The organism is Kitasatospora sp. NPDC049258 (assembly GCF_040678895.1).
Lineage (GTDB): Bacteria > Actinomycetota > Actinomycetes > Streptomycetales > Streptomycetaceae > Kitasatospora.
In genome coordinates, this window is the sequence record NZ_JBFAQT010000003.1 from 232,356 (window position 1) to 247,000 (window position 14,645).

Annotated in this window: 8 protein-coding genes; 3 read left to right on the forward strand and 5 right to left on the reverse strand. The window is 70.1% G+C overall.

Annotated elements, in window-relative coordinates; translation table 11 throughout:
• Positions 1-1,091 precede the first annotated feature (1,091 nt).
• The gene (locus tag AB0K43_RS04400) at positions 1,092-1,679 is read right to left on the reverse strand and encodes a hypothetical protein (RefSeq protein WP_363635613.1); all 588 of its coding nucleotides are present in this window, start codon (positions 1,677-1,679) and stop codon (positions 1,092-1,094) included.
• Here AB0K43_RS04400 and AB0K43_RS04405 point away from each other — a divergent pair.
• From AB0K43_RS04405 to pcrA, 3 genes are all read left to right on the forward strand, one after another.
• Positions 1,678-7,977: a polymorphic toxin-type HINT domain-containing protein gene (locus AB0K43_RS04405; protein WP_363635615.1), complete on the forward strand. Its 6,300-nt coding sequence runs from the start codon at positions 1,678-1,680 to the stop codon at positions 7,975-7,977. The two genes, AB0K43_RS04400 and AB0K43_RS04405, sit on opposite strands and share 2 nt — an antisense overlap.
• Position 7,978: 1 nt before the next feature.
• Positions 7,979-8,440 carry an SUKH-3 domain-containing protein gene (locus tag AB0K43_RS04410; RefSeq protein ID WP_363635617.1) on the forward strand — a complete coding sequence of 154 codons (462 nt, stop codon included), beginning with the start codon at positions 7,979-7,981 and terminating at the stop codon, positions 8,438-8,440.
• Between the two features lie 182 nt (positions 8,441-8,622).
• Positions 8,623-11,241, forward strand: coding sequence for a DNA helicase PcrA (pcrA, locus tag AB0K43_RS04415; protein ID WP_363635619.1), 2,619 nt, complete (start codon positions 8,623-8,625; stop codon positions 11,239-11,241).
• Positions 11,242-11,286: 45 nt separating this feature from the next.
• Here the strand turns inward: pcrA and AB0K43_RS04420 are convergent, their stop codons facing one another.
• The 4 genes from AB0K43_RS04420 to AB0K43_RS04435 form a co-directional block, all read right to left on the reverse strand.
• Positions 11,287-12,132: a hypothetical protein gene (locus AB0K43_RS04420; RefSeq protein WP_363635621.1), complete on the reverse strand. Its 846-nt coding sequence runs from the start codon at positions 12,130-12,132 to the stop codon at positions 11,287-11,289.
• Positions 12,129-12,647, reverse strand: a complete 519-nt coding sequence (locus tag AB0K43_RS04425) for a SigE family RNA polymerase sigma factor (protein ID WP_363635623.1) — start codon at positions 12,645-12,647, stop codon at positions 12,129-12,131. Before AB0K43_RS04425 ends, AB0K43_RS04420 begins: the two co-directional genes overlap by 4 nt.
• A 130-nt stretch (positions 12,648-12,777) precedes the next feature.
• Positions 12,778-13,518, reverse strand: coding sequence for a M23 family metallopeptidase (locus tag AB0K43_RS04430; RefSeq protein ID WP_363635625.1), 741 nt, complete (start codon positions 13,516-13,518; stop codon positions 12,778-12,780).
• Between the two features lie 76 nt (positions 13,519-13,594).
• On the reverse strand, positions 13,595-14,515 hold the full coding sequence (locus AB0K43_RS04435) for an alpha/beta fold hydrolase (protein ID WP_363635627.1): 921 nt from the start codon (positions 14,513-14,515) through the stop codon (positions 13,595-13,597).
• Between the last annotated feature and the right edge of the window lie 130 nt (positions 14,516-14,645).

Genomic DNA, 14,645 nt, shown 5'->3' on the forward strand with positions numbered 1-14,645 from the left:
CGGGGAAGGCCACTCGAAGATGTTGCGGCGGACATGGAGATCCGGGGTTCCCTCCCACAGGCCTGCCTCTTTCACGCAGGCGTTCGGTCAGGAACGATGCAGGGTCGGTGATATGAGGGTCAAGCTGATACCTCGACTTGAGCTGCCTTGCCCGATTAGTGGTCGTTCGTACGGCGACCTGAGGGGTTCCGAATTGGGCGATTTCCGACCCTAAGGGTGGGACGCCCGCGTCCGATCGCTATGCCATGAAAGGTGGATCCATACCCTGTATGGAGAATTCATGATGCCCGGCGCCGCGGGAGCGGGGTAATTTAGGTGCCCATGACAATTATCCCGCATTCTGGAATTTGTTGCGGCTGAATTTCCAACTGCGCTCGATAGAGCGGCAGTTGGTGGCGATCTTCAAGTGGAATGGGGGCGTGCGATGTGCCGCCAGGGCTCCGATTTGGCCGCCGAGCTGGGCAGATGCCCCCTTGGCTGATGGGTTGTCATGCATTGCCCTTTTTAGTGGATTCCTCATGCAAAGCTCTGGTAAAAATCCTTGATCGCCAGTAGTGGCGTGCGCTAACCGAGCCCTAGATTTCATGTCGCTCAGCGCACCTCTCCGTGTGCTGTCCGCATCTGACGTGCCGACGATCGTCGGGGCGTCATTTGTGCTGCGTTCTGAACCGATATGGGAGCTTGTTCGTGGGGGCTTGGTACGCGCGCTCCCCACTCTGGCGCTGGCTGATGGGCCGGTCGCGGGGCGTGGGGTTGTTGACGCTTCTGGCTGTGTTGATGTCGTTGTTGGCTGCTCCGTCCGCCGAGGCGTTGGCGGAGCGTCGGCCGCATCCGAAGGTGTGGACGCCGCCGAATACGGCGTTGGGTGAGACGAAGTCTGTTTCGGGGAAGGGGGATTCGCGGTCGGGTAAGGCCGATGCGAGTGTTCCGAAGGAGTGGAAGTCCTCGGCGCGGCCGGGGGTGAAGGCCGGTTCGGCGACGGTGAAGTTGCCGAAGGTGTCGGGCGAGCAGCTCGCGGCGCGGAAGCTGACGGGTGGGGCTGCTCCGTCGTCGGGTGGCCAGGCGGAGGTGAAGGCCGGTGATCTGCCGGTCTATCTGACGGACCTGGGCGCGGCGAAGGGCGGTGCGGATCCGGCGGAGCTGCCGTCGGTGAAGGTCGCGCTGGTCGAGGAGTCGAAGGCTCGGGCGGCGGGTGAGGCCGGTCCGGTGGTGAGCCTGGAGAACGCGGCTCCCGCTGCGGCGCCTGCGGCGAAGTCGGGTCTGCCGGTGCAGGTGACGGTGGATGTCGCCGCTCTGGTGGGTGCGGGTACCTGGGCGGATCGCGCGCGGCTGGTGCAGTTGCCGGCGTGTGCGCTGGAGACGCCGGAGAAGGCGGAGTGCCAGAAGCGGACGCCGGTGGATTCGTCGGTGGACGCGCGGACGGGGAAGGTGACCGCGAAGGTCGAGCTCCCGGCCGCGTCGGGTGCGACGAACGCTGCCTCGAAGGAGGGCGGTTCGGTGGTCCGGGCCGCGTTCGTGGAGTCGGCTTCGGCCGGTTCCTCGGGTGCGACGGTGCTGGCGGCGGAGGCGTCGTCGGCGGGTTCGATGGGTTCGTTCGCGGCCACTCCGATCTCGCCGTCGGCGCAGTGGAGTGCGGGCACGAACTCGGGAAACTTCACGTACTCGTACACGTTCGACATGCCGTCGGCGTTGGGTGGTGCGGCGCCGAGTACGGTCCTGGGCTACGACTCGTCGTCGGTGGACGGCCGGACGGCGTCGACGAACTCGCAGTCCTCGTGGCTGGGTGACGGCTGGGACTACTCGGCGGGTTCGATCTCGCGGTCGTACAAGCCGTGCATGAAGGCCGGCATCGACATGTCGGGTGACGAGTGCTGGGCGGGGCAGTCGCTGTCGCTGAACCTGGCGGGTCACTCCGGCATGGTGGTGAAGGACGACTCCTCGGGTGTGCTGCGGCTGCAGGGCGACGACGGCACCCAGATCACGCCGCTGACCGGGTTGAACAACGGTGCGTGGAACGGTGAGGGTTTCAAGGTCGTCACCACGGACGGCACCCAGTACTTCTTCGGTGCCAACCACCTGCCGGGCGGCGACGGGACGGATCCGGCGTCGAACTCGGTGAACACCGTGCCGGTGTACTCGCCGAAGTCCGGAGACCCGTGCTACGGCTCGGGCACCGGTCTGGCGTCGTGGTGCCAGATGGGTTGGCAGTGGAACCTCGACTACATCGTCGACCTCCACGGCAACCTGATCTCGTACAAGTACGCGAAGGAGGGCAACTACTACGCCCGCGGCGGTGGCCAGAACAACGGCACCGGCACCCTGACCGCGTACGACCGCTACTCGACGGTGGCGGAGATCGCCTACGGGCAGCAGCTCGCCGAGCAGATCACCGCGAAGGGCGCCCTCAAGCCCGCGGAGAAGATCTCGTTCACGACCTCGGAGCGGTGCTTCGCGTCGGGTTCGATCACCTGCACGGACGCCCAGCGCACCGTCGCGAACCAGTCGTTCTGGCCGGACACCCCGGTCGACCAGGCGTGTGCCTCGTCGGGCAAGTGCACCAACTACGGTCCGTCGTTCTGGACCTCCAAGCGCCTCACCAAGGTCGAGACGTCGATCACCGTCGGCGGTGCGCCGCGGGTGGTGGACTCCTGGGCGCTGACCCAGGTGTTCTCGGACCCGGGTGACGGCACCTCGCCGACGCTGTGGCTGGCCTCGATCCGGCGGACCGGCAGCAACGGGCAGACGGGTGTCGATCTGCCGCCGGTGACGTTCAAGGCCAAGCAGATGGCCAACCGGGTGGACGGTCTGGTGCCGGTGGCGCCGCAGTTCAACCGTCCGCGGATGGACGAGATCGTCACCGAGACCGGTGGCCGGATCAACATCGGCTACAAGCCGGTCGAGTGCTCCCGCACCGCCGGGACGATGCCGGCCTCGCCGGAGAGCAACACGATGGCGTGCTCGCCGGTGAAGTGGGTCCCGCCGGGCTCCGCACCGGGTGCCAAGCCCGTCGACGACTGGTTCCACAAGATCCTGGTGTCCTCGGTCAGCGAGCAGTCGCTGGTCACCTCCGCCGTCGCGAAGATCACCGAGTACACGTACGGGGGCGGCGCCGCCTGGCACCGCAACGACTCCGAGTTCGCGGACGACGACACCCGCACGTACGACAACTTCCGTGGCTACCAGAGCGTCACCACGACCACCGGTAGCGGAAGCGACGGCGCGAAGACCAAGTCGGTGGCGACGTTCCTGCGGGGCATGGGCGGCCAGGTCACCGACACCTGGGGTTCCAGCATCACCGACGCGGAGGAGCTCGCCGGGTTCGTCCGTGAGACCCAGACCTTCGAGTCCGCGGCCGCGAACGCGAAGGTCGTCGGTGGTGAGCTGTCCACCCCGTGGATGTCGAACATCACCGCCACCCACACCCAGCCCGGCAACCTGCCCAAGGTCACCGCGCGCTACCTCAACACCGGCCAGGTCAAGAACCGCTCCCTCCTCTCGGACGGTTCCTGGCGCACCACCGAACGCGACGTCACCTACGACGAGACCCACGCCGGCCGCGTCAACACCGTCGACGTCAAGGGCGACCTGGCGCACGTGGCGGAGCAGGAGCAGTGCACCACCACCACGTACGCGACCGGTGCCAACACGGCTCTCGTGGAGATGCCGTCCCGCATCCTGACGGTGGCCGGTGCCTGCTCCACGACGCCGTCCACCACGACCACCATCGCCGACACGCTGACCATCTACGACGGTCAGGCGCCGGGGACGATCGGCACGGAGGCCAACCAGACCGAGACCCGGGTCCTGACCTCCTACAACGGTGACGGCTCGGCCAACTACCGGACCACCGCCAAGGCGGAGTTCGACAAGTACGGCCGCCAGAGCGCGACCATCGACCCCAACCGCACCGACGACACCCACCGCGACGGTGCGAAGACCTCCACGGTCTACGTCCCCGCCACCGGCGAGCTGCCGACCAGCCTGGAGGTCACCAACCCGCTCGGCTGGAAGTCGACCACCACGGTCGACCCGGGCCGAGCCACGCCCACCAAGGCGGTCGACGAGAACAACCACGTCACCGAGGAGGCCTACGATGCCCTCGGCCGCCTGATCTCGGTCTGGCAGCCGGGCCGTGACAAGGCCACCCAGACCCCCAACCGGAAGTTCTCCTACGCCCTCAACGGCGCCAACGCGCCCTCGACGGTGACCAGTCAGAGCATCCGCGAGGACGGCTCCTACACCACCAGCATCGAGATCTACGACGGTCTCGGCCGCATCCGCCAGACCCAGGCCATGCCCGCCTACGGGCAGGTCGGCCGCCTGATCTCCGAGGCGGAGTTCGACTCCCACGGCTGGCAGATCAAGGCCACCCCGTCCTACTTCAACAACACGTCCGGGCCGACCACCACGGTCTTCCTGCCGCAGGACTCCCAGGTCCCCAAGCAGACCTGGAACGAGTACGACGGCCTCGGCCGGGTCACCTCGGCGAAGACCATGTCCTACGCGCAGGAGCAGTGGCGGACGACCGTCGCCTACCTCGGCGCGGACCGGACCGACACCACCCCGCCTTCCGGCGGCTACGCGGGCAGCACCTTCACCGACGCCACCGGCGCAATTGTCGAGATGCGGCAGTACAAGACCAGCACGCCGACCGGTGCCTACGACGCCACCACCTACGGCTACAACGTCGCGGGCAAGCCCACTTGGCGCAAGGACTCGACCGGGCGCCAATGGTCCTACACCTACGACCTGCTCGGCCAAGCGACCAGCATGAGCGATCCGGATGCCGGCACCTCGACCAGCGTCTACGACAACGCGGGGCATCTGGTCACCGCGACCGATGCGCGGGGCAGGTCGACGAGCTTCACCTACGACCTGTTGGCCCGCAGGGCTGGGCAGTTCGACGGCACCGACACGAGTGATCTGACGAAGAAGACCGCGGCCTGGACCTACGACTCCAAGGCCAAGGGCAAGCCCGACTCGTCCATCCGCTACGTCGGTGGCACCACCGGCGCGGCCTACACCAGCACCATCACCGGCTACGACATCGGCTACCGTGCGACCGGCACATCGATGACGATCCCGACGGTCGAGAAGGAACTGGCCGGGACCTACAGCTGGTCGATGGTCTACAGCCCGGTGCTGGGCCTTCCCAAGAAGGTCAGCATGCCGGCGGTGGGTGGTCTGGCGGCGGAGACCGTCGGCAACTCCTACGACGTCGACGGGAACTTCACCACCTCCAGCGGCCTGGACTACCTGGTCCAGGACATGCAGTACGACGTGTTCGGCCACCCGACCCGCACCACCATCGGTGAGTACGGCACCCAGGTCGTCTCCACCCAGCTCTACGACGCCGGGACCGGCCGGGTCGTGCAGTCCACCCTGGACAAGCAGACCTCCACCACCACCCACGTCGACCTCCTCAACTACACCTACAACAAGGTCGGATCGCTCACCTCCGTCAAGGACGTCCAGGACGGCACCGCAACAGACCTGCAGTGCTTCACCTACGACTACCTCGGCCGACTGAACGCCGCCTGGACCGACAAGGGCACCACCACCACCGCCCCCGCACCCTCCGTGCAGGGCATCGGTGGCTGCACCAACCCGGTCGAGCCCACCGCCGGCACCGCCACCTCGCGGATCGGCGGCCCGTCCCCCTACTGGCAGTCGTACTCCTACGACCTGACCGGTAACCGCACCAAGTTCGTCCAGCACGACCCCGCCGGTGTCACCACCAAGGACAAGACGGTCGACCAGACCTTCGCCACCGGCCCCAACACCAAGACCACCGCCCCCAACACCGGCGGCGGCACCGGCGGACCGCACGCCCTGCTCACCTCCAAGACCACGGTGAACGGCGCCGCCACCACGGCCACCTACCAGTACGACGAGACCGGCAACACCACCTCGATCACCGACACCACCGGCACCAAAACCCTCACCTGGAACAACGAGGGCAAGGTCTCCAAGATCCAGGACACCGGAGGGTCCGGTGACACCAGCTACGTCTACGACGCCAGCGGCGGCCAGCTGATCCGCCGGACCCCGGGCAAGGTCACCCTCAACATGGGTTCGGACGAGGTCACCCTCGACACCAACACCCACGCCCTGTCCAACACCCGCTACTACGGTGCGCCGGGCGGGCTGACCGTCACCCGGACCACCGCCCTCGGCGGAGGCAAGCTCTACTACCAGGCCTCCGACCCGCACGGCACGAACGGCGTCCAGTTCGACGCCGCGACCCTCGCCGCCACCCGCCGACCCACCGACCCGTTCGGCAACGCCCGCGGCACCCAGCCCGGTGTCGGTGTCTGGGCCGGCGACAAGGGCTTCGTCGGCGGCACCTTGGAGGGCACCGGATTCACCAACCTCGGCGCCCGACAGTACGACCCGAAGACCGGCCGCTTCCTCTCCACGGACCCGATCTTCAACGAGAGCGACCCGCAGTCCTGGAACGGCTACGCCTACGCCAACAACAACCCGATCGACCACTCCGACCCCTCCGGCACCTGCATCCCTGACGACAACGGACGTTGCATGTCCGCCGCCGCCTGGGCCGCCTACTACGCCAAGCAGGACAGCGGTGGCGGTGGCGGTGGCGGTGGCGGAGGTGACGGCGGCGGTGGCAACAGCTCCTCCGGCGGCAGCACCTCCAGCACCAGCAGCGCGGCCAAGGACAAAGCGGCCGCCGACGCGGCAGCGGCAGTGCGTCAGAAGCAGGCCGCCGACGAAGCCCTCGCCAAGGCCAAGCAGCAGCGCGAGGAACTCATCAGCAAGATCGTCGACGTCGTCGGCGACCTGATCGGCTTCAACGACGCCCGTGACTGCTTCACCAAGGGCGACGTCATGGGCTGTGTCAACACCGCCCTCAACTTCGTCCCCTGGGGCAAGGTCTTCAAGGCCGTCAAGGTCGGCATCAAGGCCTTCAAGCTCTGGAAGGAAGGCGAGAAGGCCTACGACGCCATCCGCGGCGCCGAACGCATCGCCAAGGACGCGGAGGAAGCCCTCTCCGTCGCCCGCAAGACCGAACACGAAGCCGCCGAGGCCGAACAAGCGGCGACCCACGCCGACGACGGACCCAAGCCCGAAGCGAAGGCGGACGAGCCGGCCACGAGCGGTAAGGGCTGCAACAGCTTCCCCGCCGGCACCCAGGTCCAACTCGCCGACGGCAGCACGAAGGCCATCAACCAGCTGCAGATCGGTGACCACGTTGTCGCCACGGACCCGCAGACCGGTGTGAGTCGGGCTGAACCGATCCTCGCGACCATCGTTGGTCACGATGACGTCGACTTCACCGAACTGGTTGTGCAGGCAGGGGGCGGGAGCCCTGAGCAGAAGCTCACGTCCACCGCTCACCACCCCTACTGGGACGTCACCACGGCGCGTTGGACCGACGCGGCGGACGTGAAGGCCGGGGAACGGCTTCAGGGCTCGGCGGGTGACATCGTCACCGTCAGTCACACGCATAGTTACAAGACGCTGCCCCAGACCGCGTACAACCTCACGGTCGCCGAGCTGCACACCTTCTACGTGCTGGCAGGAACCCTGCCCGTACTGGTGCACAACACCGATGCCGAGCAGTGCCCGCTGAAGCAGATGGCCGACGCCGAACGCGATCTGCCCCTGGGGCAGAAGCGTGCGAAGGTGGTCACCGAGATCACCAAGGAGACCAGCAGCGGACTCTACGTCGTGAGGGCGCGCAGTGAAGCGCGTACTCTGCTCGACATCCCTGCCGCGCTGGAGCGGCACGTCTCGGACCGTGCCACGCACTTGGGTTGCGGCGAGATCGGATGCCTTCAGCAGATGTACAAGGACGGTGTGGATCCCGCAGGATCCGTGTCGAGGTCGCTCCTGGTGATAGGCAAGGACGCCAAGCGGGCCGCCGAGCACGGGGCGGTCGTTGATCCATGCTGGCGATGCATGACTACGCTTCGACGTGTGGGCGGACTCTGGGTCCCCGGATTGGGAGGGTGACGTGAGCCGGTTTTCCCCGTCGAGCCTGGACGAGGCCACCGTGTCCATGCTCGGCCACGCCGGTTGGCAGCCGGGGCGGCAGGTGGACGTGGAGGAGCTTGCGCGGGAGTTCGACGCGTGGGGACTCCCGATGCACCAGTACGCTCGATCCGTCCTGGAGTCGCTGTACGGGCTGACGGTGGAACCTGTCGGACCCGAGGGAGCGAACTTTCATGTGGACAAGATCAGGTTCGACCCTGACCTTGCTGCGGACAGGGAAGTGGTCGACGAAGTGAGTCGGCAGTTCGCTGCGGACATGTTCCCCATCGCCTGCATGTACACGGACGGGATCTATGTCTCGCCGGAGGGGCTCACGGTGTGCAGCCTCCAGGACGAGAACTGGCTCGTGGGGCGAACCTTCGAAGAGGCCCTCGACCGCCTGGTCTGCCTGACCGGGGAGGTGGAGGTCTTCGACCGGCCGTAGCCCAGGGTGGCCCTGCGTAGGGCACCTGGTGCGCCGCGCAGTCGTCGCGCTGAACCGGCTGGGTCCCGCCACCTCTCGGTGGCGGGACCCAGTGGGTTTCGGCAGTCCGGGTGCGGATGCCCGTCGTACGGAATGGTGGTATCGGCCACGCTGTCAGCGGTGGGTCATAGACTCGGAGGGCCATGAGTAGCCTCTTTGACGACCTCCCGCTCCCCGGCTTCGAGGACCCAGCCGTCGGGTCGAGCCGCCCCGCCGCCGCCGAGCCGCCGCACGACGGCCCGCCGTACGAGGAGCCCCCGTACGAGGAGGCTCCGCACGACTACGCCCCGTACCACGAGGAGGAGTCCATCCCGGACGGCCTCTTCCGGACCGACCACGCCGCCGAGGCCGAGCGCGACGCGTACTACCGCAACGGCGCCGCCCGCACCGTGATCGACCCGGCCCAGCTGCTGGAGGGGATGAACGACCCCCAGCGCCAGGCCGTGGAGCACCACGGCTCGCCGCTGCTGATCGTGGCCGGCGCCGGCTCCGGCAAGACCCGGGTGCTGACCCACCGGATCGCGTACCTGCTGGGCGCCCGCGGGGTGCAGCCGGGCGAGATCCTGGCGATCACCTTCACCAACAAGGCCGCCGGCGAGATGCGCGAGCGGGTCGAGCAGCTGGTCGGGCCGCGGGCCCGGGCGATGTGGGTGTCGACCTTCCACAGCGCCTGCGTGCGGATCCTGCGCCGGGAGTCCAAGCTGCTGGGCTTCACCTCCAGCTTCTCGATCTACGACTCGGCCGACTCGCAGCGCCTGATGGGCCTGGTCTGCCGTGATCTCGACCTGGATCCGAAGCAGTTCCCGCCGAAGTCCTTCACCGCGAAGATCAGCAACCTCAAGAACGAGCTGATCGACGAGGAGACCTACGCCGACCAGGCCGCCAACCCGACCGAGAAGAAGCTCGCCGAGGCGTACTTCCTCTACCAGCGGCGGCTGCGCGAGGCCAACGCGCTGGACTTCGACGACATCATCATGACCACGGTCAACCTGCTCCAGGCCTTCCCGGACGTGGCCGAGCACTACCGCCGCCGCTTCCGGCACATCCTGGTCGACGAGTACCAGGACACCAACCACGCCCAGTACACCCTGGTCCGCGAGCTCAGCGGTGGCGCCGCCGCGCACGCGCCGAAGATGACCGTCGACGGCGAGTACGTGAACCCGGCGGACGCCAGGCTGGCGCAGATCGCGCCGGCCGAGCTCTGCGTGGTCGGTGACGCGGACCAGTCGATCTACGCCTTCCGCGGCGCGACGATCCGCAACATCCTCCAGTTCGAGGAGGACTACCCGAACGCGACCACGATCCTGCTGGAGCAGAACTACCGCTCCACCCAGACCATCCTCACCGCCGCCAACTCGGTCATCGAGCGCAACACCAACCGCCGCAAGAAGAACCTGTGGACCGCCGGCGACCAGGGCGAGAAGGTGGTCGGCTACGTCGCCGACGACGAGCACGGCGAGGCCCAGTTCATCGCGGACGAGATCGACCGGCTCACCGACAAGGGCGAGGCCCGCCCCGGCGAGGTGGCGATCTTCTACCGGACCAACGCCCAGTCCCGGGTCTTCGAAGAGGTCTTCATCCGGGTCGGCCTGCCGTACAAAGTGGTCGGCGGGGTGCGCTTCTACGAGCGCAAGGAGGTCCGGGACGTCCTGGCGTACCTGCGGGTGCTCTCCAACCCCGAGGACACCGTGCCGCTGCGCCGGATCCTCAACGTGCCCAAGCGCGGCATCGGCGACCGCGCCGAGGCGATGATCGACGCGCTGGCCGCCCGGGAGCGGATCAGCTTCGCCCAGGCGCTGGTGCGGGTCGACGAGGCGTACGGCATGGCCGCGCGCTCGGCCAACGCGGTGAAGAAGTTCAACGCGCTGCTGGCCGGGCTGCGGCAGGTGGTCGAGTCCGGTGCGGGCCCGGCCGCGGTGCTGGAGGCCGTGCTGGAGGAGACCGGCTACCTGGCCGAGCTGCAGGCCTCCACCGACCCGCAGGACGAGACCCGGGTGGAGAACCTCCAGGAGCTCGCCGCGGTGGCCCTGGAGTACGAGAAGGACCCGGGCGAGCGCCCCGAGGCCGAGGAGGGCGACGGCACCCCGCTGGTCGGCTCGCTGGCCGACTTCCTGGAGCGGGTCGCGCTGGTCGCCGACTCGGACCAGATCCCGGACGACGAGGAGGGCGGCGGCGTCATCACCATGATGACCCTGCACACCGCCAAGGGCCTGGAGTTCCCGGTGGTCTTCCTGACCGGCATGGAGGACGGGATCTTCCCGCACATGCGGGCGCTCAACCAGGTCAAGGAGCTGGAGGAGGAGCGGCGGCTCGCGTACGTCGGCCTCACCCGGGCCCGCCAGCGGCTCTACCTGACCCGCTCGGTGCTGCGCAGCGCCTGGGGCCAGCCCTCGTACAACCCGGCCTCCCGCTTCCTGGAGGAGATCCCCGGGACGCTGGTGGAGTGGAAGCGGACGGGTGCGGCGGCGGTGCCGGCCGCCCGCGGGCTGTCCTCGGCCGGCTCCTCCCGGCTGTCCTCGCCGGGCGGCGGGGGCGCGGCGGGCTCGCCGAAGGCGGGCTGGGGCAAGTCGGCCCGCAAGGTGGCGGAGCGCGACGTGCCGAGCCTCGCGGTCGGCGACCGGGTCACCCACGACACCTTCGGGCTCGGCACCGTGGTGGCCACCATGGGCGTGGGCGACAAGGCGCAGGCGACGGTCGACTTCGGGGCGAGCACCGGGCGCAAGCAGCTGCTGCTGCGCTACGCGCCGGTGGAGAAGCTCTGACGGAGTGATCGGCCCGGCTCCGCCGCCGCGGACCCGGGCCGTTCGTCATGCCGGCGGGGGTGTCGGGCGCTCGACCGTCACCGGCGCGCCGGCGTCGGCGAAGACGATCACCATCCGCCGGGTGACCGGCTCCCGGTCGGCGCTCGCCGGATCCGGACCGGTCAGCGTGGTCTGCAGGGTGATGCTCCGGTACCTGCCGCCGGAGAGCTCCACGCTGCCGACCACGGCGTTGGGGACGTGACCGGTGAGCTCGGCCGGCTCCCCGGTGTACGGCGAGGTGGTGGAGAGGTACGAGAAGGTGTAACTCTCCTGCGCGCCGCCGCCCCCGGAGCGGGTGACCGTGCCGAGCGCACGCAGCCTGGTCAGCAGCTCCTGCGGATCGTCGGTCAGCAGCTGCCCCACCGGCAGGGTGCCGCGGGGCGCGGAGACCACGGTGCCCGCGTGCCAGGTGCCGGCCTGCTCGACGTACTCCTCGCCGTCGGTGAACCGGAAGCGCTGCGGGCCGTCCAGCTGTGCCCGGTGGGAGCCGGGGTCGACGGTGCCGCTGTACCGGTCGGCGTGGCCGCCGGGTGGCTGGTGGTCCGGTGCGACGCGGCCGGATTCGACGGTGTAGGTCAGGGTGACCCGGTATCCCTGGTGCGATGCCGGCGCGGGGGTGGCCGTGACGGCGGGCGCGAGCGGGCCGGCCGGGCCGGCGGGTGCGGCGGCGACGCCGACCGTGAGGGCGAGCAGGGCGGCGCCCGTCGCGGCGGCGGTGCCGGTCAGGGCGCGCAGCCGCCTGGCCCGGCGGCCGCGGCGGAGCAGGTCGGCGACCGGCACGGGGCCGGTGGTGACCTGGTGGTCCGCCAGGTCCAGCAGGGCGTGGGACAGTCGCCCGTCGTCCTCGGTCACAGGGTGGCCTCCTGGTTCTCTCGCAGGGCGGCGCGCAGTCGCGCCATCGCCCGGGCGTTCTGGCTCTTCACGGTGCCGACCGAGCAGCCCAGCGCGGCGGCGGTGTCCTTCTCGGACAGATCCTCGAAATGGCGCAGTACGACCACCGCGCGCTGGCGCTCGGGGAGTGCGCGCAGGGCGTGCAGGAGCTCCTCACGCTGGTCGACGCGGTGGGCGGAGGGGGCGGACGGCCCGGCGCTCGGGCCCGGTGCCTCGGGCACCTCGTCGGTGAGCAGTTCGCGCCGGCGCCGCCGCCACCAGCTGACGTTGCCGTTGACCAGCATCCGCCGCAGGTAGGCGTGCGGGTCGTCGGCGGACATCCGGCGCCAGCGGACGTAGAGCTTGACCAGGCAGTCCTGGAGCAGCTCCTCGGCGCGGTGCCGGTCGCCGGTGAGCAGCGTCGCCGTGCGCAGATGTCGGTGCCAGGCGGCTTCGACGAAGGCCGCGTAGGCGGCGTCCTCGGTTGTTTGACTCACGGCGGACAGACGCGCGGGCCCCGGCGGAAGGTTGTCGGCCGCGGGGGAGTTCGAGGAGTTCGAGGAGTTCGGGGCGTTCTCCGCCTCGGCGCGGGTCGGCTCGGCGCGGACGGCCTCGGTGCCGGTCGGGTCAGCGCGGGTCGAGGCCGTGGGCGAGCAGCCAGGGCAGCGGATCGACCGGTACCGCGCCGTCGGGGCGGACCTCGAAGTGCAGGTGCGGGCCGGTGCTGTTGCCGCTGTTGCCGGAGTAGGCGATCACGTCCCCGGCCCGGACCGGGCCCTTGCGGATCCGGTACGAGCGCAGGTGTGCGTACCAGGTGCTGGTGCCGTCCCGGTCGGTGACGGTCGCCAGGTAGCCGTAGGCGGGGCTCCAGCGGGTGGTGACCGTGCCGTCGGTGGCCGCCCGGACGGGGGTGCCGGCGGGGACGGGGAAGTCGATGCCGGTGTGCCGGACCGCCCAGTGGTCGCCGGCCTGGCCGAACCCGGCGCTCAGGCCGTGCGCGTCGACCGGCAGGACGTGGTGCGGGCGCTCGGCGGGTGCCTGCTGCGGGGCGGCGGGCTGCGCCGGCTCGGGCAGCCCGGGTCTGGAGCCGGTGCGGTCGGCCCGGGCGGGGTCGGCGGCCGGTGCCGGGGCGGCCGGTGCGCTGCGGGCGGCGGTCGGCGTCCCGTCGGCGGCGGACCACGCCGGCGGGTGCCCGCCCTCGTGCTGCACGGCCACCGCGGCCGCGCTGAACACCCCGAGGGTGGCCGCGGACGGGAGGGCCACCGTGAGCACGGCGGTACGGGTGCCCCGGCGGGCCAGTTCGCGCTGCCGGACACGGGTGCCGGTGCGAGCGCCGGTGCGTTCGCCGGTACGGGAGTTGAGGGTCACGCTGCCGCCTCCGCGGAATCGGGAGAAACAGCCGAGACTGTAGCCCTCTCCCCCGATTCAGGACAAAGCGTGCATCTCAGGAGGCCTGTCGCTCCGTCAGTTCTCCTCCTTCCGCGGCCTCCAGGGCGCGCCGGACCGCCTCGACGGCCAGCGGGTGCGTGGGCAGGCCGATGTGCCCGACCCCAGGGATCGTCAGATTGTCGGACCACAGGTCAGGGTGGTGCAGCAGGGCGCTTCGCCCGGGCCGGACCACTTCGTCCAGCTCGCCGCGGAGCGTGGTGAACCGGGCCCGGCAGCGCGGCGCGGGCAGCTGGAGCTCGGCCAGCAGCGGGCTCCCCGGCCGGAGCTGACGGGTGATCGGGAGCGGGATGGGCAGCAGCGCGGCGGTGGTGCCCTCGTGCGGGGTGCCGAGCGTGACCACGGTCGGGGCGAGCGCGTCCCCGCCGAGCCGCTGCACGTAGTAGCGGCAGATCAGCCCGCCCAGGCTGTGGCCCACCAGGGTGACCGGGCGGCCCTGGTGGGCCCGGGCGGCCCAGCTGACATGGCGGGCCAGCAGGACGGCGGCGGCCCGGACGTCCCGGATCAGCGGCGAGTAGTTCAGCGCGTGCAGGTGGGTCCAGCCCTGCCGGTGCAGCTCGCGGCGGAGCGGGCCGAACACGGCGCGGTTGTCGGCCAGGCCGTGCAGCAGCAGTACCGGACCGTGCTGCGGCCGGCCGGTGCCCGCCGCGCGCTCCGTGGCGGCGGCCGGGCAGCTGTGCGGCCGGGGCTCGGCCGGGATGCCGGTCGGGTAGCGGATCAGGTGGTGGGCGAGCGCGGCGGCCTCCGCGCCGGCGCCCCGGACGGTGGCGGCGGCGTGCTCGAACGGAAGGGCCTGGCCGAGCGGAAGCGGGCGGTCGGTCGGGAGGGGGTGGTGGGTCGGAAGCGGGCCGTGGGTCGGGAAGGGGTAGTGGGTCGGAAGGTCGGGCAGCGGGCCCTCGGGTGGCGGCGGACGGTGCATACGGCTCTCCCCGGGCAGGGTGGCGCGGGGCCCCCGCGGCGGACGGCGCGGGGGTGACGGGTGGGCGGTGCTGTGATTTTCCCCTCCTCTCGACAGGCGAAACGGACGCCGGGCGCGGTTGGCGCTACCC

Bases quoted from the DNA above. Each gene is read 5' to 3' on its own strand.
- AB0K43_RS04405 (WP_363635615.1), top strand. From the start codon at position 1,678: ATGCCGTCGGCGTTGGGTGGTGCGGCGCCGAGTACGGTCCTGGGCTAC.
- AB0K43_RS04400 (WP_363635613.1), bottom strand. From the start codon at position 1,679: ATGTCGAACGTGTACGAGTACGTGAAGTTTCCCGAGTTCGTGCCCGCA.
- pcrA (WP_363635619.1), top strand. From the start codon at position 8,623: ATGAGTAGCCTCTTTGACGACCTCCCGCTCCCCGGCTTCGAGGACCCA.
- AB0K43_RS04435 (WP_363635627.1), bottom strand. From the start codon at position 14,515: ATGCACCGTCCGCCGCCACCCGAGGGCCCGCTGCCCGACCTTCCGACC.